20 protein-coding genes are annotated in these 19,054 nt (G+C 34.8%); 15 read left to right on the top strand and 5 right to left on the bottom strand.

Going from position 1 to position 19,054, the window contains the following annotated elements:
- Positions 1 to 14 precede the first annotated feature (14 nt).
- The gene (gene ldhH, locus M0051_RS01215; protein ID WP_306739727.1) at positions 15 to 2,159 is read right to left on the bottom strand and encodes an L-lactate dehydrogenase (quinone) large subunit LdhH; all 2,145 of its coding nucleotides are present in this window, start codon (positions 2,157 to 2,159) and stop codon (positions 15 to 17) included.
- Between the two features lie 9 nt (positions 2,160 to 2,168).
- Positions 2,169 to 2,642 (bottom strand): lactate utilization protein, encoded by a 474-nt coding sequence (locus tag M0051_RS01220; RefSeq protein WP_306739728.1) that lies wholly within the window; start codon positions 2,640 to 2,642, stop codon positions 2,169 to 2,171.
- A gap of 519 nt (positions 2,643 to 3,161) precedes the next feature.
- On the opposite strand from M0051_RS01220, the gene M0051_RS01225 reads away from it, so the two are divergent.
- From M0051_RS01225 to M0051_RS01290, 14 genes are all read left to right on the top strand, one after another.
- Positions 3,162 to 3,905 (top strand): hypothetical protein, encoded by a 744-nt coding sequence (locus tag M0051_RS01225; RefSeq protein ID WP_306739729.1) that lies wholly within the window; start codon positions 3,162 to 3,164, stop codon positions 3,903 to 3,905.
- Between the two features lie 392 nt (positions 3,906 to 4,297).
- Entirely contained in the window at positions 4,298 to 4,603 is a 306-nt protein-coding gene (locus M0051_RS01230; protein ID WP_306739730.1) for a hypothetical protein, read from the top strand.
- A gap of 1 nt (position 4,604) precedes the next feature.
- Positions 4,605 to 5,561, top strand: coding sequence for a peroxiredoxin (locus tag M0051_RS01235; RefSeq protein ID WP_306739731.1), 957 nt, complete (start codon positions 4,605 to 4,607; stop codon positions 5,559 to 5,561).
- Positions 5,562 to 5,645: 84 nt separating this feature from the next.
- The gene (locus M0051_RS01240; RefSeq protein WP_306739732.1) at positions 5,646 to 6,749 is read left to right on the top strand and encodes a TlpA disulfide reductase family protein; all 1,104 of its coding nucleotides are present in this window, start codon (positions 5,646 to 5,648) and stop codon (positions 6,747 to 6,749) included.
- 172 nt (positions 6,750 to 6,921) lie between these two features.
- Positions 6,922 to 8,307 carry a DUF4932 domain-containing protein gene (locus M0051_RS01245; RefSeq protein WP_306739734.1) on the top strand — a complete coding sequence of 462 codons (1,386 nt, stop codon included), beginning with the start codon at positions 6,922 to 6,924 and terminating at the stop codon, positions 8,305 to 8,307.
- Positions 8,308 to 8,476: 169 nt separating this feature from the next.
- On the top strand, positions 8,477 to 8,752 hold the full coding sequence (locus M0051_RS01250) for a hypothetical protein (RefSeq protein ID WP_306739735.1): 276 nt from the start codon (positions 8,477 to 8,479) through the stop codon (positions 8,750 to 8,752).
- Between the two features lie 209 nt (positions 8,753 to 8,961).
- A complete protein-coding gene (locus M0051_RS01255; RefSeq protein ID WP_306739736.1) occupies positions 8,962 to 9,603 on the top strand; it encodes a vancomycin high temperature exclusion protein in 642 nt (213 codons plus the stop codon).
- The gene (locus M0051_RS01260; RefSeq protein WP_306739737.1) at positions 9,600 to 9,989 is read left to right on the top strand and encodes a DUF2007 domain-containing protein; all 390 of its coding nucleotides are present in this window, start codon (positions 9,600 to 9,602) and stop codon (positions 9,987 to 9,989) included. Before M0051_RS01255 ends, M0051_RS01260 begins: the two co-directional genes overlap by 4 nt.
- Positions 9,990 to 10,051: 62 nt before the next feature.
- Positions 10,052 to 10,909: a prolipoprotein diacylglyceryl transferase gene (gene lgt, locus M0051_RS01265; RefSeq protein WP_306739738.1), complete on the top strand. Its 858-nt coding sequence runs from the start codon at positions 10,052 to 10,054 to the stop codon at positions 10,907 to 10,909.
- Positions 10,910 to 11,082: 173 nt separating this feature from the next.
- Entirely contained in the window at positions 11,083 to 11,682 is a 600-nt protein-coding gene (locus M0051_RS01270) for a rubredoxin-like domain-containing protein (RefSeq protein WP_306739739.1), read from the top strand.
- Positions 11,683 to 11,722: 40 nt separating this feature from the next.
- Positions 11,723 to 13,417 (top strand): beta-N-acetylhexosaminidase, encoded by a 1,695-nt coding sequence (locus M0051_RS01275; protein WP_306739740.1) that lies wholly within the window; start codon positions 11,723 to 11,725, stop codon positions 13,415 to 13,417.
- 111 nt (positions 13,418 to 13,528) lie between these two features.
- A complete protein-coding gene (locus M0051_RS01280; protein WP_306739741.1) occupies positions 13,529 to 14,116 on the top strand; it encodes a Crp/Fnr family transcriptional regulator in 588 nt (195 codons plus the stop codon).
- Positions 14,117 to 14,299: 183 nt separating this feature from the next.
- On the top strand, positions 14,300 to 14,863 hold the full coding sequence (locus M0051_RS01285; protein WP_306739742.1) for a YceI family protein: 564 nt from the start codon (positions 14,300 to 14,302) through the stop codon (positions 14,861 to 14,863).
- Positions 14,864 to 14,924: 61 nt separating this feature from the next.
- A complete protein-coding gene (locus M0051_RS01290; protein ID WP_306739743.1) occupies positions 14,925 to 15,536 on the top strand; it encodes an FMN-dependent NADH-azoreductase in 612 nt (203 codons plus the stop codon).
- Positions 15,537 to 15,594: 58 nt separating this feature from the next.
- On the opposite strand, the gene M0051_RS01295 is transcribed toward M0051_RS01290, so the two are convergent.
- Entirely contained in the window at positions 15,595 to 16,263 is a 669-nt protein-coding gene (locus M0051_RS01295; RefSeq protein ID WP_306739744.1) for an NAD(P)H-dependent oxidoreductase, read from the bottom strand.
- A 133-nt stretch (positions 16,264 to 16,396) separates the two neighbouring features.
- On the opposite strand from M0051_RS01295, the gene M0051_RS01300 reads away from it, so the two are divergent.
- Positions 16,397 to 16,747 carry a helix-turn-helix domain-containing protein gene (locus M0051_RS01300; RefSeq protein ID WP_306739745.1) on the top strand — a complete coding sequence of 117 codons (351 nt, stop codon included), beginning with the start codon at positions 16,397 to 16,399 and terminating at the stop codon, positions 16,745 to 16,747.
- 30 nt (positions 16,748 to 16,777) lie between these two features.
- Here the strand turns inward: M0051_RS01300 and M0051_RS01305 are convergent, their stop codons facing one another.
- Positions 16,778 to 17,293 (bottom strand): LUD domain-containing protein, encoded by a 516-nt coding sequence (locus M0051_RS01305; protein ID WP_306739746.1) that lies wholly within the window; start codon positions 17,291 to 17,293, stop codon positions 16,778 to 16,780.
- A gap of 292 nt (positions 17,294 to 17,585) precedes the next feature.
- Positions 17,586 to 19,031: a sigma-54 dependent transcriptional regulator gene (locus M0051_RS01310; protein WP_306739747.1), complete on the bottom strand. Its 1,446-nt coding sequence runs from the start codon at positions 19,029 to 19,031 to the stop codon at positions 17,586 to 17,588.
- Positions 19,032 to 19,054: the final 23 nt, after the last annotated feature.

Here is a 19,054-nt window from a genome sequence, read left to right on the forward strand (position 1 = left end):
CGAATGTTTTAACATTAAACAAGTTCCAGGTAGTTCTCGATAAACTCTGTAAGGTGAAGTACTTTTACAGGTACTTTCTTGTGCATCAAACCACCGTTAATTTGCATCACACAACCCGGACAATCGGTAACCAATAATTCAGCTTGGCTAGCCTCAATGTTTTCAATTTTCTTGTTTAATATTCCGTTGGAAATGCTCGCAAAATCAAGAGAATAAGTACCACCAAATCCACAACAAACATTGCTATCGGTAAGTGGAACAAATTGTTTTCCTATTAAATTAGAAAGGAATGATTCTGCCGAATAGCCTAATGAACGAGAATCGTGACAAGGTGTATGGTATGTCACTTTTTTGTTTCCTTTCACTTTGAATTTGATGTTATTTTCCTCCAAAAACTTACCAATTGGAGTTACCATATCGCCTAACATCGAAGCTTTCTTATATCTATTTGGGTCTTCTTTTGTGAAATCTAAAAACTCATGCTTAATAGCGCCACCACAAGTAGGACACAACACTAACAATGCTTCGTAATCCTTAGGCTCTTGCAGGTTATCAAGCGTATTAAAAATCATGGTTTTGGCATTATCTGGATCGCCTGAAGCAATTGCAGGAATACCACAACAAGCTGCTTTTTTAGGAATATCAACCTGAATACCGCTCTTCTGCAATAATTTTACCATGGCCAATCCCATTTCAGGATAGAAATACTCTACCGCACATCCTGGGTAAAAGAATACTTTTCGGTCAGAAGTAAATTGATCGAAACCTTCTTTGTAGAATCGCTTGCTAAATGTTTTAGAAGCCAAAGCCGGGAATTTTCTGAAATCCATTTCCTTCGGTAACATTGGCACAGTACCAATAATTTTTTCATCATTGGTTTTGCATGTCTTTGTTAATGGAAATTGGAAATTTGCCCCGATTGAAAGAACAGATTTCATTCTATCCGGCTTTGCTACCAAGTTCTTAAATACCTTCTTCTTTACAGGATTGATTCCATACTTCTTCCCTACTACCAATTTCAAATCAGAAATCAAGGTTTGCAAATCGATACCCGAAGGACAGTTGAAAGAACAAGCTCTACAACCAATACACATCTTCAGAATATCTTTTGCTGCTTCATCGCCCTGGTAAAGAGCCGTTAAAATCAAACCAATAGAACCGATGTAACGATCGCCATAAACATGACCACCAACCATTTCGTAGGCCGGACAGATATTGGCACAACTACCACAACGTACACACTTTAATGCTTCTTTAAATTTTGGATGCTCGAAAAATGCCAAACGTCCATTATCTAAGAATACATAGTGCGTTTCCTTGATACCTTCTTCGTTTTTATAGGATGGAGTACGTCCTTTAATCCATGTAGTATATGAGGTAATGGTTTGCCCGGTTGCACTCTTTGGCAATACGCGTACAATATCCAATGCCTGGTTAAAATCATCACACAATTTTTCGTAACCAACCAATACAATGTGTACCGGAGGAACGGTTGACGACAAGCGTGCGTTACCCTCGTTGGTAACCAAACCAATGGTTCCGGTACTGGCTACAGCAACATTAGCTCCAGTCATACCAACACCTGATTTGAAATACGATTCGCGCAAGAAACGACGAGCGATTTCAACCATTGCTTTAATGTCATCCGGATCAACCTCTTCACCCGTGTAATCGGCAAAGATTTTAGCCACCTGCTGACGAGTTTTGTGAATGGCAGGCATTACCATATGCGAAGGATGCTCGTTGGCCAACTGTAGAATCCACTCTCCCAAATCGGTCTCGATGGGTTGCAATCCCTCTTTTTCCAAATAATGGTTCAATAAAATCTCTTCTGAAGTCATCGACTTTGACTTCACCATGTATTTGGCATTGTGTTTTTTCATTACATCAGCAATGTATTTACAAGCATCCTCACCTGTTTTCGCCTGAAATACCTTACAACCATGTTTCTCTACGTTTTCGCGAAACTGGTTGAATTGCTGCATTACTTTATTTAAATCTCTGTCCTTTAAATCGTGAACATGAGTTCTTAACGATTCAAAATCCAGTCCTTTATATGCATTTTCTTTTGATGCTTTATAAGCAGTAGCAAAGTTCTTTAGGTTCTTATACAAAACCTCATCTTGCAATTTCTCGTTTATCTGATCGTGTATCTTCATAGCTGCTTCTTATAAATCATTCAAAATGTATACTGTCATCTCCTTAGGTCCATGCACTCCCACTGTTAGTACACGCTCAATATCGGCTGTTCTACTTGCACCGGTAATAAATGCAACATATCCTCCCATATCTGATGTTCTTTCTTCAAGAAAATCGGCCACATGATTTAATGTGCTTACCAATTTGCTCAATGGCATAACCACCAAAAGTTTTTCGGCAAGACAGGTCGCCAACCTTTTATTTTCTTCACAACTATCAACTACAACTGTTCCCGTTTCTGCTATACCATAATCAACTTCTACCAGTGCAGTACCAATTCCTTCCTCTCCAGCTCTAATGTCCTTTTTAAGATTAAAACTTGGTACATCAACGTAGTCAAATCTTTCTTTCTTAAGTAGCATCGAAAATTCATCGTTTGATAGAACCAAATTCTCACTACCTACTAGTTCTGACTTTTCTATAAATCTTTCTAAATCGTTCATTGGATTAAGTTATTGTTAGAATAAATCGTTAGGTTCGAATTATTGTTGCCCACTCACTAACCAAGCCTAATGCCAAAAAAATCAAGGAAAGACTATTCAGAATCATTCAAAATATTTAAGGCTGATTTTCTGCATTTTACACATTCGAAAAGGTTTTCAAAAGACTCATTTCAATCGATTTCGAAAGTGTGCAATATTGAACAGCAAGCATTTGTAAGCTGCGCCATTTTGAACAGCTGCGCAATTTCGCACGCCAATCTGTACCTCATTATAAAAAGTGAGCAAAATCGATAGAATGAATAAAATCCAAAGAGAACATCTCAACTAATTAAAGAGTAAAAAGTCTTGTTTTACTTATCAGTATTCTGAATCGTCAGTAAAATTGGGAATTTTACATTTTTTAACAGAAAATATTTCAAGAATCTTGTAATGTTTTAACATATATTTCATAAATTCAAGAGTCGAAAAATGATTTTTAATACTAACCGGTCGTATTATTCGGCCATAAAACCCAAAAAAATGACAGATACAACTACAACCAAAAGCTTGGAAGAATTGGTAATGGAAATTCCTGTTGAGCAGATTGTACAGCCTACCATTCCGATTAAAGTTGCAATTCGTGAAGCTGGTAATTTACAAAGGGATGCTACCGAAGACAAGGAAGCATTAATTGCCAAAGGACTAGCTCCTGAAAAAATTGAAGAACTTGCAATAAGAGCTGATTTCTTATCGGATAAACAAACACTTTGGATACGCAAATACGAAACTTCGACAAACAATACTAAAGAATGGGAAGCTCTGGAAGAAGAAGCAAGCAAACTTCAGCGCGAATTGAAGCACGATTTTCAGTTTGCTTTAAGAAACAACAAGGAGGCCTTGCGTAAACTTAAAAACATTACCAAAGGAAATGATAGTGCAGATCTGGCGCAAGACATGGGTGATTATGCTGGATTTGGCTTAGATTATCCGGAGGAACTAGGTGCTATTAACTTCGACAACAACAAATTGACCCGAGCTGATGAACTATCACACAAACTAAATAATTTGGTAAGAGTAGTTGATGGAGCACATCGTAGCAAAAAGCATCCTGAAAAGCAAATGCGTGACAGAGCCTACACTTACTTGAAGCTATTAGTCGATGATATTCGTGCATACGGTAAATATGCATTCTGGGATGATGAAGAAATGCAGAAAAGATATTCTAGCGAATACCAAAGAAGAAAATATCAGAAGAACAAGGAGGATGAAAATGAAAATATCTGAAAACACCTATAACTGTTGATTTTTTATCTAACTGGAAGGCAATATTACTAACTGGAGGGTAAATTACCTAACTGAAGCGCTGTTTTTGCTAACTGGAAAGTAAATAAACATAACTGAAGGGTCTTTTTCCTAACTGGAACATTGATTCATTAACTGGAAGGTATTTTATCTGACTGGCCTATTGGTTTTAACAACTGATGTTCAAAATCAACAACTGAAATAACATTCTACCCCATGAGAGGCCTTGCTTCTCATTAGCACTCTATAACTAACAATCGAAACAACTGCCGCATAGTATTGTGCGGCAGCTATATTTAGAAAACGCAGAAACAAAAAAAATCATCCCTGAATATTTAGTTTCAGGAACATATAAATCAGTTAAAATATAATTAATGAATACAAAAATTCTTTCTTTATTCTTTCTAATTAGCCTGACTATATCAGCATGTACTCCAAAAGAACAAACTTGTATTATTAAGGGAAAAGTTATCAATCGTCCTTATAGTTCCAAATTAATATTTGTAAAATACTTCGATGATGTACATTCCAGCGATGTGATCATTCCAATTAAAGATGGAGTGTTTAGCTATGAGTTCAATTTTTCTGAAACCGAGGCTTACAATTTGATATTCAAAGATGAATTTATAAAAGGTTCCATGAATCCTATTGTTTTTTTATCCAATAGATGGATGTATTGAAATGACTATCCATCCAAGGTCCGAATTCAGAAAAAACATTGTAAAAGGAGGAAAAATTAATCAAGAGTATGCTAAATATCTAGACCTGCAACACAGGGATTATACCGCTGGTCAATTGATACGCGATAGTATTTCTTTACTACATAAAAATGATCTATACCATACACAAGTTGTTAAAGATCTATTAATAAAGGAAAAACTATTGACTTCAAAAGGTGAAAAAATTGAAATTTGGAATCAAGTTCGAAAACTTGAAGAATCGGGAGAAGGGCTTACTCAATTGGCTAAAAAACTAGAACTTAAAAAGGATTCATTAAATAAATTTCTCATTAATGAAGAATTAAATATCATTGAAAATGAAATTAATATCATCAATTATACCTCTCTAATTTCAGATGTTAAAAATTCAAAACCATGGCCTGAACTATTCGATATTGAAAGGCTTAAATCCATACAAAAGAAATACGCTTCAAAATTTAAAGATCATCCATACACAAAATATAGCAATGAGTTATTGTGGGGAATAAATGAAATTAAAAAAGGAGGTGATTTTTTTGATTTTACATTACCCGACATGAATGGAAAGTTACATACACTTAGCAAAGAGGCTGATGGTAAATTTGCCCTAATAGACATTTGGGCTCCTTTGTGCGGACCTTGTATTTATAAGAGTAGAGAAATAAAATCCGTTTATGAAGAATTTAAAAACAATGATTTTACAGTGGTAGCTGTAGCATCAAAATATCGCAATATTTCTAATGTGAAACGAATTCTTGAATGTGATAAATACCCATGGACTACCCTCATTGACAAACCAGAACTTGATTCAAGAATTAATGAACATTATGGGATAAAAAATAGTGGAGGCATTACCATTTTAATTGATAAAACAGGAAAAATAGCATTGGTAAATCCTTCTGCCAATGATGTAAGAGAATATTTAAAGGTCAATTTGTAAGAAGTTAATGCCATAGCAACCATCAATAGCCCCTATAAAAAAGACAACACCACACACATAAAAAGTAATTAAAAACGAACTATTATGAGAAAAGCGATTATTTACTCCTGTATTTTTTTGTTGACATTAAGTGCTTTTAAGAATAAAGAGGATAGAATTAAAATCACCGGAAATATCACGGGTTATCCTGACAGTACTATGGTTGTTTTAATGAATTTTGAAATCAACAAGAGCATTGATACCACTTATATTGTAGACAACAAATTTCATTGTTCTTCTATCAACAGCAAAACTGTTCCTGGGGGTATTTTCATAGGAGAAGGACAAAAGTCGGAGTATTTATTTCTTTTCTTGGAGGATGTCGACATAGCAATTGAAGGGAAAAAAGGAGAAATTAAATACGCCAAGGTTGAAGGTGGTGAATTGCAAAAACAAAATAGCGATTATCTAAAATCGAACCTTTCACTAGAACTTCAATTGGATAGTATACAGAAGCAATTAATGGGTGCTATGGAGGCAAGAGATATGGAAAAAGCAAAATCTATATCCAAGCAACAATCTATAATTATAAAAAAAAGGATTACATCCGGAGCGCAGTATATTGAAGAAAATCCAGATAAACTGTACAGTGCTTTTATGCTGAAAGGCTTTACTGGTGGTCTTCCAAAATCGGAAATAAGGTCCTTATATGAAAACTTATCTCCGAAAGTAAAGCAGTCGAAATATGCAAAATCAACCGCGAAATGGTTGGAATTAAATAAGCAAGTTAAAGTTGGCGATATGGCTGAAAATTTTGAGTTGAAAGACACAAAAGGAAATAAGGTAAGCTTAAAAGATTTCGAAGGCAAATTTGTATTGTTGGAATTCTGGAAAGCAGGTTGTCCTGGATGTAGAACTGCAAACAAAACTCTGGTAATCGAATACGAAAAGTACAGAAACAAAGACTTTATAATCCTCAACATATCATCGGATAAAAATGAAGATCATTGGAAAAGAGCTACCAAAGAAGATGCTATTTCATGGCCTTCCTTACTAGACAATGGTTCAAAAGAGGGCAATGTAGGCGCTAGGTATAACGTTTCATTAATTCCTACGAGTATTCTAATAGATCCTTCTGGAAGAATTATAGCCAAAGATTTAAAAGGCGAAAAATTAGGAGAAGCTCTTCAAAGGATATTTGGGATGTAGATGCAATAGCTACAAAAAATTATATGATTTCAGGGCTACGCCCCTAAAATATAGTTCACGCTTTCTGTTCTACGAAGAATGCAGGACTACGTCCCTTTTTCCAGCGAGCTTAAGCTTATAGCTTGTGCTCTTCAAAGCAAAAACAAAACAACTAACCTACAAACACCTTAGCATGAAACCCAAAACAAGATTACTAATACTATTACTGCTGCTGATAACAGGCATCAGCTCTTTTGCGCAAAACAATTTAAGTCCGAAATACGATGAGCGAGTTGAATTGCTAAGTGTGGTGTTTCGATTGGCAAAATCGCCGGAATATATTAATAATGCAGTTAAGCTACATGCTGATGCTGCTGATGAATACTTTAACAAGTATAGCAATCATGAAGTAGTGAAACTTGCCAAAAAACTTAGAAAGAAACGAGGTGTTGGCTATGATGCTGTTATGTCGATGGCCATTCACCTTGAAATTAAAAATAACTCGGTCTATTTTAATCCACAATTGAATAAAGATGGTTTGGATGATCGTTGGGGGGATTATGCTGAAGAATTTATTCTGGCACTTCGTCGTTTCTACCTGGAAAGTAAGTTTAATTCATTCTTTAAAGCCAACCAACAAATGTATGATTTGGCCGGTGAACGCTTTGAGCTTGTTTCCAATGAAATTAAGATTGAATGGTTCGAAAAGTTTTTTGGCTATAAACCCAAAGGTCAATACCATATTGTTGTAGGTTTGCTACACCGTGGAAACTATGGCCCAAAGTATGTAACAAAATCGGGTAAAGAAAACATATACTCCATTTTGAGTGCATATAAGGTTGACAGTACTGGATATCCAGTTTTTAAGAAGCACCAAAAGAGCACATTGGTTCATGAATTCTGCCACTCGTTTTGTAATCCATTAGGTGAAAAATATTACTCGGATATGGAATCGAAAGCAACGGATTTATTTGCCTCGGTTTCAACTTTAATGAGAAGACAAGCCTATGGATCGGCACAAACCATGATTAATGAAATATTGGTGAGAGCTTCGACCATCAGGTATTTTGAAGACAATGGAGCTAGTAAAAATGTAGTGGAGAAATTACTTAATGCTGAAAAAGCTAAAGGTTTTCTGTGGATAGATGAATTGTATAAAGCATTAGAGCGATATTCATCTAACCGATCGAAATACCCTACCCTAAATGATTTTATGCCCGAAATTGTAAAGGTGCAGAACAATTTAATAGCAGATGATTTGTTAAGCGAATTTAGGAGCAATTGCCCAAAGATTATTCGTACATCATTGAAACAGGGAACTAACAATGTAAGCACTTCTTTAAAGGAGATTATTGTAGAGTATGATAAACCAATGGCTAGCTACGGAATAAGTGATAAAGGCAAACAGCCCAAAATGGATTTGGAATGGCAAAACAAAGAAAGAACCATTCTGTGTATTCATGTTGAACTAGAACCTAACACCAAGTACTTGCTTGATTTTCGTTCGGTTTTTAACGAGGACAAACAAGGCTTTCCTCTGCAAGAAAGTTTTGAGTTGGATTTTACAACTGGGGAATAAGCAAGAACTAATCAGAAATCAGGGCTACGCCCCCAGATTAATATGGTATCTTATTTTTCTACGAAGATTTTAGGGCTAACGCCCCAATTAATTCATATCTTTTGTACTACGAAAGACAAAGGGCTAGACCTCTTTAATTTGATAATAAATACCCATAAAACACCACAACATGACTCTAAAAGAATTATTCGACATCGCAAAATTGCAACTCCAGGATTTAACCGATCTGGATACTCCTGATTTTAGATTAGAGCAAGCAGAATTACTAAAAGAGGATGACATTTGGGAGATTGTAGTGTCCTATTTGGTTGAGGATACCAATAAAAATACAATTCCATCGGCTGCTTTGACTTCTGAACATCATTTTCAGAGAGTATTTAAAAAGATTAGAATTGATAAGGAGAAAAATGTAGTTGGTTTCTATATGTATGATAGCAGAAAGTAATTCTACTCGAATTCAGCAAATTAAATATATCCCCTAGCTAACATCAAATTATAATTGGTATTGGTGAGGGGGATTCTTTACAAATAATATAAGCGATATATTTTTAATGTTTAATTGATTTGGTAACTTGGGAGACTAAAACATAGAGGTTGTCTATTCTAAATTCAACAATCTATTTCTGCATGACTATAGATTTATTTTATAGAAAAATGAAATATATAAAAAAAACATTTAAAACTTTGTTTTTCATAGTTATTCTATTTTTGATTGGTATCTATGGATCTAATAAATTGGTTGAAAAAGCTGTCGCAGATAAAATCTACAATAGCACAACGAAAATCCCTCATAATAAAGTAGGCCTATTTCTTGGTACGGCCAAGTATGTATCAAATGGCCAGATTAATCTCTATTACAAGTACAGAATTGATGCTGCTGTAGCATTATTCAGAGCTGGTAAAATTAAGTTTATCCTTGTAAGTGGAGACAATTCAACCAAGGAGTATGATGAGCCATCAACCATAAAAGAAGACTTGGTTAATAAAGGTATCCCTGCCAATAATATATACCTAGATTATGCAGGGTTTAGAACTCTAGATTCTGTTGTTCGCTGTAAAAAGATTTTTGGTCAGAATAGCATCACCATTATCTCTCAACAATTTCACAATGAAAGAGCCATTTATATTGCCAATTGCAAAGATATTCATGCGATTGGTTTTAATGCTAAAGATGTTAGTGTGCATTATGGTTTTAAAACTCAGCTTAGAGAAAAGCTTGCCAGAGTTAAAATGGTAATTGATTTGGTAATTGGTAAAGAGCCGAAGTTTCTTGGTGATAAAATTGAAATAAAATGAAAACAAAACGATTAATGACCTGCGAATCGCCAATAGAGGCCAATATTATAAAAGGGCGACTAGAAAATGAGGGAATTAGATGCTTTGTGACGAATGAAAATTTCTCAAATTTAATGCCTCATTATAATAGAATATTGGGTTCAGGAGCTGAGCTTATGATCGATCAGGACGATTACAAGAAAGCTGTTGAGATATTAGAATTGAACTCTCGGAAAGAAATAGTTTGTCCTAATTGTAATTCGAAAAATATTAAAATGAGCTTGGGCAAGAACTGGTTTAAAAAGGCAGTTGTTATCGTAATCTCTTTATTTTCTTCTGTTCCTTTTAACAATATTAACAGTACATATATGTGCAAAGATTGCAATATAGAGTTTAAAAACAGGTAGAAGTAATAAAGAAAAGAATTCTTCATTATTCTACTACAGAAAACAAACACTAATAACCAATAATGATTCTAACTCAAATTAACTGGAATCCAGATCCAGAAATCATTAACATTTTTGGCATATCGATACGATATTACAGTTTACTATTTCTCAGTGGCATTCTATTGTCGATTACTGTTTTGAAATGGATATTTAAACAGGAAAAACTCCCCGAAGCCAATTTAGAAAAGCTTTCGATGTATGGAATAATTGGTATTCTGCTTGGTGCCCGCCTAGGACATTGTTTATTTTACGAGCCTAGCTATTACTTTAATCATCCTTTGGAAATATTATTGCCAATACAATTCACATCCAATGGTGGATTTGAGTTTACTGGTTATAGAGGGTTGGCAAGTCATGGTGGTGCGCTAGGCTTAATCATTGCCCTGTTTGTTTATTCGCGCAAAACCAAACATGCCATGCTCGACACCATCGATTTAATTGCTGTTGTTACAGGATTGAGTGCTGGATTTATCCGTTTGGCCAATTTAATGAATTCTGAAATTGTTGGTATGCCAAGCACAAAACCATGGGCTTTTGTTTTCGAAAGAATCGATAACATTCCTCGTCATCCAGCACAATTGTACGAAGCAATTTGTTACTTCTTGATTTTTGCTTTTATGCTGTTTTTGTATAAAACCAAGAGAGCGAAATTCAAAAATGGAGTATTTTTTGGAACTGTACTGTTTCTCATATTTACAGCTCGCTTTTTTATTGAGTTTGTTAAGGAAAATCAGGTAGCATTCGAATCGGGGATGCAATTCAACATGGGACAATTGCTTAGCATTCCCTATATTATAGTTGGCCTTGGATTTATCGCTTATGGAATCAACAAAACACGAAAACAATTGAGTTTGCAGGTTAAAAGCATAGAGAAATAAGTCCAGAATATTCAGGTAAAATTCATTATTCAAACCTCTAAAATCCGTGTAATAGCAAAAAATATAAATTCATTGGCAGTTAATTTATATTTAGTCCAATATATATTTAGACATATTGTTTTGTATGATTTGGTAAATTTATGCGTTCTATGACCTAAAAAAATTAACCAATTATGAAGGAAAAACAAGAAGAAAAATTGTATATCTGTAAGCCTTGTGGCTATGTAATGAAGGAAAGTGAACTACAGGATGTGTGCCCTGCTTGTGGTTTGCCAAAGAAAGTATTCGAACAATACAAAGAAAGAATGTCTCCTGGACGTAGTAGAATTTTACATTTGGATTTGCATCCTATTGCGGTTCACTTCCCTCAAACCACTTTGGTTTTTGCTTTACAGGCATTGTTGATCAATCTATTCTTCCCAAATTTCTATCCCGAAATTTTATTGGGCACAGCAAAATTCTCGGCAGTAATTTTTCCATTTACTGTTTTTGGTGCTTTTTTAAGTGGAATGATCGATGGAAAATTGCGTTTTAAATCGGTAACTACTCCTATTCTTAAAAAGAAAATCATATACAGCAGCATAATGCTCATTGCATCCTTTTTTACACCATTTTTGGCATGGAAAGGAATTGATGATTTACAATCGAAAATTCTGTTATTGACTTGCGGCACTATTGCTCTAATTTGTGGTATTGTACTTGGTCATGCCGGCAAACGATTAATGAATATCGGTATGGGTGGTGCTGTTAAAATTTGGGGAAGGAAGTTTTAAAAGGATCATATTTTACCATTCAATCTTTTAAATAATAACAATGAAGAATCTACTCTTAACTTTGGCATGCATTTTTACTTTAGCATCCTGCAATAATAAAATGAAGGATTACGTAAATTCCGATCGGGATTATGCCATTATACCTAAACCAATTGATTTACAAGTTAAAAATGGTCGGTTTGTTATCGATCAAAACACTAAAGTATCAGGTAGCAAAAATCTGGAAGCCGAAGGTCATTATCTTGCAGAGATTTTATCACTTTCAACAGGTAAAAAAATCATATTTTCAGATCAAACTAAGGGCAATATTAATTTGATTATAGATTCTTCGTTGAAATCTGACGAAGCTTACACTTTATCGGTTGATTGCAATGAGGTTAAAATTAGTGGTAAAACCGCCAAAGGTGTATTCTATGGTATACAAAGTTTGCGTCAACTAATTCAAAATAAAGATCTTTTGGGAAATGAATCTGCTGAGATTGCCAGTATTCCTGCTACTCTTATCAATGATGCCCCAAGATATGCTTACAGAGGCATGCATTTGGATGTAGCCCGTCATTTCTTTTCGATAGATTTCATTAAACGATACATTGATATTTTGGCAATGCACAAAATGAATTCATTTCATTGGCATTTGACCGAAGATCAAGGTTGGCGAATCGAAATCAAGAAATATCCAAAACTAACCGAAGTAGGTGCATGGAGAAATGGAACCATTGTAGGCAATTTCCCTGGGAGTAAAAATGACAACCTGAAATATGGTGGTTATTATACTCAGGACGAGGTAAAAGAAGTTATTGCTTATGCAGCAAAAAATTACATCACTGTAATTCCGGAGATTGAACTTCCTGGTCATAGCAGTGCTGCTATTGCCGCCTACCCTTTCTTAAGTTGTTTCCCGAAAGAAAAAAGCATCGTACCTAAAAATATGATTTCTGAAGGATCAAAAGAAGCACAAAAAAAAGGAACCCCTAAAATTGTTCAGGAATCATGGGGCGTATATGATGATGTTTATTGCGCTGGAAAGGAAGAAACATTTGAGGTACTGGAAAATATCCTAAGCGAAGTAATTGAATTGTTCCCTTCGAAATACATCCACATTGGCGGCGATGAGTGTCCGAAAGGAAACTGGAAAATATGTCCGCATTGTCAGAAAAGAAAAAAAAAGCACGGCTTAAAGGATGAACATGAACTACAAAGCTATTTTATCCAACGCATAGAGAAGTTTTTGAACAACAAAGGAAAAAATATCATTGGATGGGATGAAATTCTGGAAGGTGGTTTGGCTCCAAATGCTACAGTGATGTCGTGGAGAGGCAGTAAGGGTGGTATTGACGCTGCAAATGCTGATCACAATGTAATCATGTCGCCAAACTCTCATTGCTACTTTGATCATTATCAAGCCAAAGACAGAACCAATGAACCCATTGCAATTGGCGGTTTTCTTCCTGTAGAAAAGGTTTATTCTTTCGATCCTACTCCAGATGAATTGGAAGTAAGCAAACACAAATACATTTTGGGTGGTCAAGCAAATTTATGGACAGAATACATCGGAACTGAAGAATATGCCGAATATATGCTGTTACCAAGATTAACTGCCCTTTCGGAATCATTGTGGTCGCAGAAAAAAATGAAAAACTGGGATGATTTTAAAATGAGATTATCCACCTTTAGAAAAAAGTATGACGAATTGGGCTTAAATTACGCCAAGCATGTTTTCGAGAACAAAGAGTAAACTCCAAATAAAAGAATAAATATGAAGGCAATTTCCAATTATGGAAGTTGCCTTCTTGCATAATTCAACTCTCACATCTATTTTTAGAGTTCAAGAAAGAAATCAATTGCAATGACTACTCCTGAAGAAAACAAACTTATCTACTACGTAAAAAAATGGGTGAACATCACCAAGGATGATGAATCAGCAATTTTATCCGCATTTGAACAAGCTACGATTAGAAAGAAAAAAGATCTCTTGGTACCGGGAGAAATTTGCAAATACAATTATTTCATTGTAAAAGGATGCATGCGTACTTATTATATAGATGATAAAGGAGTTGAGCACATCTATCATCTTAGGTTTGATAATAATTGGATTGGTGACCTTGAAAGTTTTTTCAGTCAAAAACCTTCGAAGTACTACATTGAAGCACTTGAGGACACTCAGTATATTCGCATTTCGAAAGATCGATTGGATCAGTTATATGATGAAGTTCCTGCTTTTGATCGTTACTTTAGAATCCTTTTTCAAAAGGCGTATGTAAACACACTAAAGCGCTTAAATGCAAATATGTGGGAACCTGCCATTGACAGATACAACGACATGTTAAAGGAACATCCTGATATGTTTCAAAGAGTTCCACTTACATATATTGCCTCTTACCTTGGGATAACACCAGAAAGTCTTAGTAGAATCAGAAAGAAAAATAATCGTTAGAAATTCTGATTTTATATTTCTCCTCCAACCCTATTATCTATTTTTTTCAAACTTCACTTGACTTAGATCAATTTTATTTCTTAACACAGGTCAAGTACTTCAAGATTTCATGCATTTACATTTGCATTAAAAGAAATTCAAATCAGAAGAATTCAATTTAATACAACAAATAAATTATAAGTCATGAAGAAAGTAAGTTTATTATTGGTGCTATTGTTTGTAATTGGCATATCAGTATTTGCACAAAAAAACGAAGTTAAGATTAATGAATCTCAAGTTAAATGGACTGGAACAAAAATAGGTGGATCTCATAACGGAGAAATCAAAATTGAACATGGATTCCTTTCTTTAAAGAATGATCAAATTGTTGGCGGTGAAATTGTAATGGACATGAACAGCATTACCGTTACTGATATTGAAGACCAGGGATACAATCAAAAATTAGTTGGCCATTTAAAGTCAGATGATTTCTTTGGAGTTGAGAAATATTCAAACTCGAAGTTTGTGGTAAGCAAGGCAACAAATTTTGCAGATGGTAAGGCAAAAGTTACCGGAGAACTAACCATCAAAGGCAAAACGGAAAGCCTAAGCTTTGATGTTTTTAAAAATGGAAACACTTACACCGCACAACTTAAGGTTGACCGATCAAAATTTGATGTTCGATATGGTTCAAACTCATTCTTTGACAACTTAGGCGATAAAGCCATTGGAGATATTTTCACTCTAGACATTATCCTTAGCATTTAATTTCTCATCAAGTATTAAGTGGGATTAATTCTATGCCATTCCAATTAAAAACAAAAAGATCATGAATATTTTAATAGTAAAATACCTACCATCAGGAAGTAAATCGAATACTCTTGGTTTATTAAACCACTTTACAGAAAATTTAAGTTCAGAACACAATATCATGGAAGTTGACTTGCTTAAATCTCCTCCAAAATATTTCGATGAACTTACATTAGCGGCATATACCAAAAGAAACTTTGGTGGATTGCAACTTGATTCAATAGAATCAGAATCCATAAAGCCAATAGATGCCCTAAATGAACAATTTATGAATGCTGACTTGGTATTACTAGCTCTTCCTATGCACAATTTTTCATTACCAGGAATCGTAAAAGTATATTTAGATGCGATCATGCAAAGCGGTAAAGTATTCAAATATGAAAATGGAGCTCCCGTTGGATTAATGAATAAAATGAAGTTTGTAACACTTTATACCAGTGCAGGTAAATATCTGGGTGATTATGAATTTCTAGATAATGTAAAAACTCTTCTAAAAATAGAGCTCGATTTTATGGGCATTACGGATTATGACTTTGTTCATGCTAGTAGTGGAAATCCTGATAGCATCGAATCAGAATTTGCAAATGCAAAACAAAAAATTGATCAGATTATTAAAAACTGGAACTTGTAATCCACAAGAAATAAATATAGCTATAGAAGGGAGATCTTAGCATCTCCCTTTTAATGAATTATTTCACCCACTCTACAATTTCTTCCATTGGAAAACGTGATTGTGGGAAGGGTGAGTCTTCTTTTCTATAGCCGAAGGCTACCATTGCAGCAACACCAAGTCTAGTGGTATCTACAATTCCTTCATCGCTTAATATTTCTTCAACCTTGGTTCTGTCGAATCCTTCAATTGGGCATGAATCAATTCCAATTTGAGCCGCTGCCGTCATCATATTTGCAAATGGCAAATAAACCTGCTTACAAGCCCAGTCAAAAATTTTACGATCATCCGTTAAATCGAACTCATTATCCATAAAGTTGCCAAAGAATTTTAACTTCATCTCTTCAATATCAGCTGGAAGTTTATCTACCTCTTTCGATTTGTATTTTAGATATTCCGATCCAACACGTATTTCATTGCCTTTACGAGCCAAAAGAATTACAAAGTGACTTGCCGAAGCCAATTGCTTTTGTGCTCCCCAACTTGGTTCTGACAATTTCTCGCGTAGGTCTTTATTTTGCACTACAATAAATTTCCAAGGCTCCCACCCAAATGAACTTGGAGAACGTCTTCCAACCTCAAGAATAAACTCAAAATCATCATCAGAGATTTTCTGATCCTCTTCAAAAACTTTTATTGCGCGACGATATGCATGCGCTTTTAATATTTCTTCTTTTTTTGCTTTCATACGATATTATTTTTCTTGCTTCAAAAATATCCTATATCTATCTTTGCAGCAAGTACATACTTTTTTCATATATAGTATCTTTTTAGATACTAAAACTGATTATCAGTATTTTATATAGTAGAAAAAATTAAATATGACTAAAAAAAAATCAGATACTCCAATTTGTGCTTTAGATTACGCATTTAGAAGAATAGGTGGAAAACACAAAGCTCGTATTCTTTGGTACATCCATCAGCATAACAATGTTTTAAGATATGGAGAACTTAAAAAAATGGTTCAGAATATTACATCAAAGATGTTAACCCAAACTTTACGCGAATTGGAGGAAGATAATTTGCTCAATCGTAAAGTTTATCCTGTTGTTCCACCAAAAGTAGAATATTCGCTTACCGAAACTGGAAAAGAATTGATTCCATTTATAGAGCATATTGGAGCTTGGGGACGCGCTCAGATGGAAAAAGAGAAGATTAAAATTGAAAATTAAAAAAGGACGAATAATCATTCGCCCCAAATTTTACAAATCTTCTATTACGTAGACCAAAGTCTTAATTGCTTTAGAGGAAAAGCTTAAGCCCTTATTGCTGCCAGAACTTGTTAAGCTGGCAATGCCTCTGCCCACATCAATGGCTCTTTTCCCTTTAATCAATTCCAAATCATCCATTGAGTGTAAGATTTTACTTGAAGGAACAATAATATGTAAGGTCTCTGCCAAGAATATGGTCAACAATTGATCTGAATCCTGAGTATCAATGATCAATTTTCCTGAATCAGCAATTGCATATTCTGCTTCAATTATTGCATTTTTAGCATTGCTAATCTCAAATGACTTTTTGTGTAGGTCAATACTATTCAAGCGAATAAATTCAAACTGAACGTTTTCCTTGCTTGCCGCTTCAATAAATAATTCCTGATCTACTTTAAGAGAGTCATTTCCCAATTGGTTTGAATTCGCTAAAAATGAATCCAAAAGGTCTCTCCTGTTTTCTGTCGAAAATAAATTTTGCTTCTGTGTAAATGTTCTGACTTCCATACCTTTTAGATTTTTAATTAAAACTACCATCTAAAAGACAAAAGGAATGCCAAAGAATGATACTAAAAGTTAAGAAAACTCAAGTTTTGCTATACTGCTGATATACTGCACATTACTAACCGACACAGTCACGATCTTTTCACATCAAAAGTGTTCAATTCTGCACACTTAATTCTAAACTTGTGACAAATTCGCACAATTGGGCAAAATTGCACATTCATTGCCGATTTAAAAGTGTGAAATTTCTCCCCGACTGTGGAATTTTTTCACATTTTAAGAAAGTTTAAAAACGCTACAATTTATTCATTCTGCTACGAAGAGCACTTCGGGTTATTCCTAAATACTCTGCAGTTTTGGATTTGTTGTTATCGAATTTTTTTAGAGCCTTCCTTACAATTTCCAATTCCAATTGCTCAATATGAAGTTCGTTATCAGGTAGTACAATTCGCCCTGGAATAAGTGGTTGATCCCCCGCTGCAATCTCCTCATCTTCTGCCTGAAGAAATCTAATGTGCTCAGTTTTTAGTTGAATATCATTATACAAGAGGGTCGCTCTTTCTATGGTGTTTTTTAATTCTCGAATATTTCCTGGCCAATTATAATCCTTAAGTATTGACTGAGCTTCCTTGCTTATGAACTTAAATTTTCGACCTCGTTTTTTGGCATATTGATCTAAAAAGATCTGTGAAAACGACAGAATAGCTTCTTTTCTTTCCTTCAAAGATGGAATATATAAACGACCAGTATTCAATCGGTAATACAAATCGCTTCGGAAGGTTTTTTCAGAAACCATTTCTTTTAAATTCCGATTGGTTGCACAAATAATTCGCACATCCAAATCAATGGCCTGACTGCCTCCAACTCGGTACATCTCTTTCTGCTGCAGTACTCTCAATAATTTTGGTTGCATATCCAGAGGCATTTCTCCAATTTCATCAAGAAATAATGTTCCGCCTTGTGCCAACTCTAATTTCCCTGGTTTACCTTCCTTTTTAGCCCCAGTAAAAGCACCATCGGCATACCCAAACAACTCACTTTCGAACAAAGTTGGAGAAATGGCCGAACAGTTTATTGAAATGAAAGGCTTCAGGGTATTTGATTCATGACCAAAATGAACCAATCTTGCCATTACTTCCTTACCAGTACCCGTTTCACCTTCAATCAATACCGGAACCGATCGATCTTCATGAAATTGCTCTGCCATTCGAACTACTCCACGCATAGCATCCGAAAACACACCTATTTTACCAACCGAAGTAATTTCTCTAATGGTAGTCTCGTAATAATGAATTCTTTCTGCCTCATCTTTTTTAACGGAGGTTATTTTTCTTTCGAAATTTTCTTTTAAATCACGATTCTCAGTTTTTAGTCTAATATTCTCAGCAACTCTTTCAATTAATATAGCCAATTCCTCTATATTAACAGGCTTTAGGAGATAATCATAAGCACCTCCTCGTAAGGCTTCAATGGAGGTTTCCATGTCGCCAAATCCAGTCATAATTACAACTTCTATAGCCTTACCTTCTTGTGTACTTTTAATCCTCCTCAACAATTCCAAACCCGAAATACCAGGCATTCTCATGTCGGATATTACCATTCGATAATCTTCCGTTTGCATTAAACTTAATGCTTCCTCACCATTATGGCATAAACTAATCTGATGTCCTAATTGCTCCTCAATGAATTCGGCAACTGCAGCTCCACTGGAAATATCATCATCAACAATTAATATCCTCATGATTAATAGGTTTTATAAAGAAA

This window comes from Marinifilum sp. D714 (assembly GCF_030851345.1).
Classification (GTDB): Bacteria; Bacteroidota; Bacteroidia; order Bacteroidales; family Marinifilaceae; genus Marinifilum.

Excerpts from the sequence above, each read along its gene's own strand:
- M0051_RS01245 (WP_306739734.1), top strand. The coding sequence starts at position 6,922 with ATGAAACCCAAAACAAGATTACTAATACTATTACTGCTGCTGATAACA.
- M0051_RS01285 (WP_306739742.1), top strand. The coding sequence starts at position 14,300 with ATGAAGAAAGTAAGTTTATTATTGGTGCTATTGTTTGTAATTGGCATA.
- M0051_RS01310 (WP_306739747.1), bottom strand. The coding sequence starts at position 19,031 with ATGAGGATATTAATTGTTGATGATGATATTTCCAGTGGAGCTGCAGTT.
- M0051_RS01260 (WP_306739737.1), top strand. The coding sequence starts at position 9,600 with ATGAAAACAAAACGATTAATGACCTGCGAATCGCCAATAGAGGCCAAT.
- M0051_RS01230 (WP_306739730.1), top strand. The coding sequence starts at position 4,298 with ATGAATACAAAAATTCTTTCTTTATTCTTTCTAATTAGCCTGACTATA.
- M0051_RS01270 (WP_306739739.1), top strand. The coding sequence starts at position 11,083 with ATGAAGGAAAAACAAGAAGAAAAATTGTATATCTGTAAGCCTTGTGGC.
- M0051_RS01290 (WP_306739743.1), top strand. The coding sequence starts at position 14,925 with ATGAATATTTTAATAGTAAAATACCTACCATCAGGAAGTAAATCGAAT.
- M0051_RS01305 (WP_306739746.1), bottom strand. The coding sequence starts at position 17,293 with ATGGAAGTCAGAACATTTACACAGAAGCAAAATTTATTTTCGACAGAA.
- M0051_RS01255 (WP_306739736.1), top strand. The coding sequence starts at position 8,962 with ATGAAATATATAAAAAAAACATTTAAAACTTTGTTTTTCATAGTTATT.
- M0051_RS01280 (WP_306739741.1), top strand. The coding sequence starts at position 13,529 with ATGACTACTCCTGAAGAAAACAAACTTATCTACTACGTAAAAAAATGG.
- lgt (WP_306739738.1), top strand. The coding sequence starts at position 10,052 with ATGATTCTAACTCAAATTAACTGGAATCCAGATCCAGAAATCATTAAC.
- M0051_RS01225 (WP_306739729.1), top strand. The coding sequence starts at position 3,162 with ATGACAGATACAACTACAACCAAAAGCTTGGAAGAATTGGTAATGGAA.
- M0051_RS01220 (WP_306739728.1), bottom strand. The coding sequence starts at position 2,642 with ATGAACGATTTAGAAAGATTTATAGAAAAGTCAGAACTAGTAGGTAGT.
- M0051_RS01300 (WP_306739745.1), top strand. The coding sequence starts at position 16,397 with ATGACTAAAAAAAAATCAGATACTCCAATTTGTGCTTTAGATTACGCA.
- M0051_RS01250 (WP_306739735.1), top strand. The coding sequence starts at position 8,477 with ATGACTCTAAAAGAATTATTCGACATCGCAAAATTGCAACTCCAGGAT.
- ldhH (WP_306739727.1), bottom strand. The coding sequence starts at position 2,159 with ATGAAGATACACGATCAGATAAACGAGAAATTGCAAGATGAGGTTTTG.
- M0051_RS01235 (WP_306739731.1), top strand. The coding sequence starts at position 4,605 with ATGACTATCCATCCAAGGTCCGAATTCAGAAAAAACATTGTAAAAGGA.
- M0051_RS01295 (WP_306739744.1), bottom strand. The coding sequence starts at position 16,263 with ATGAAAGCAAAAAAAGAAGAAATATTAAAAGCGCATGCATATCGTCGC.
- M0051_RS01240 (WP_306739732.1), top strand. The coding sequence starts at position 5,646 with ATGAGAAAAGCGATTATTTACTCCTGTATTTTTTTGTTGACATTAAGT.
- M0051_RS01275 (WP_306739740.1), top strand. The coding sequence starts at position 11,723 with ATGAAGAATCTACTCTTAACTTTGGCATGCATTTTTACTTTAGCATCC.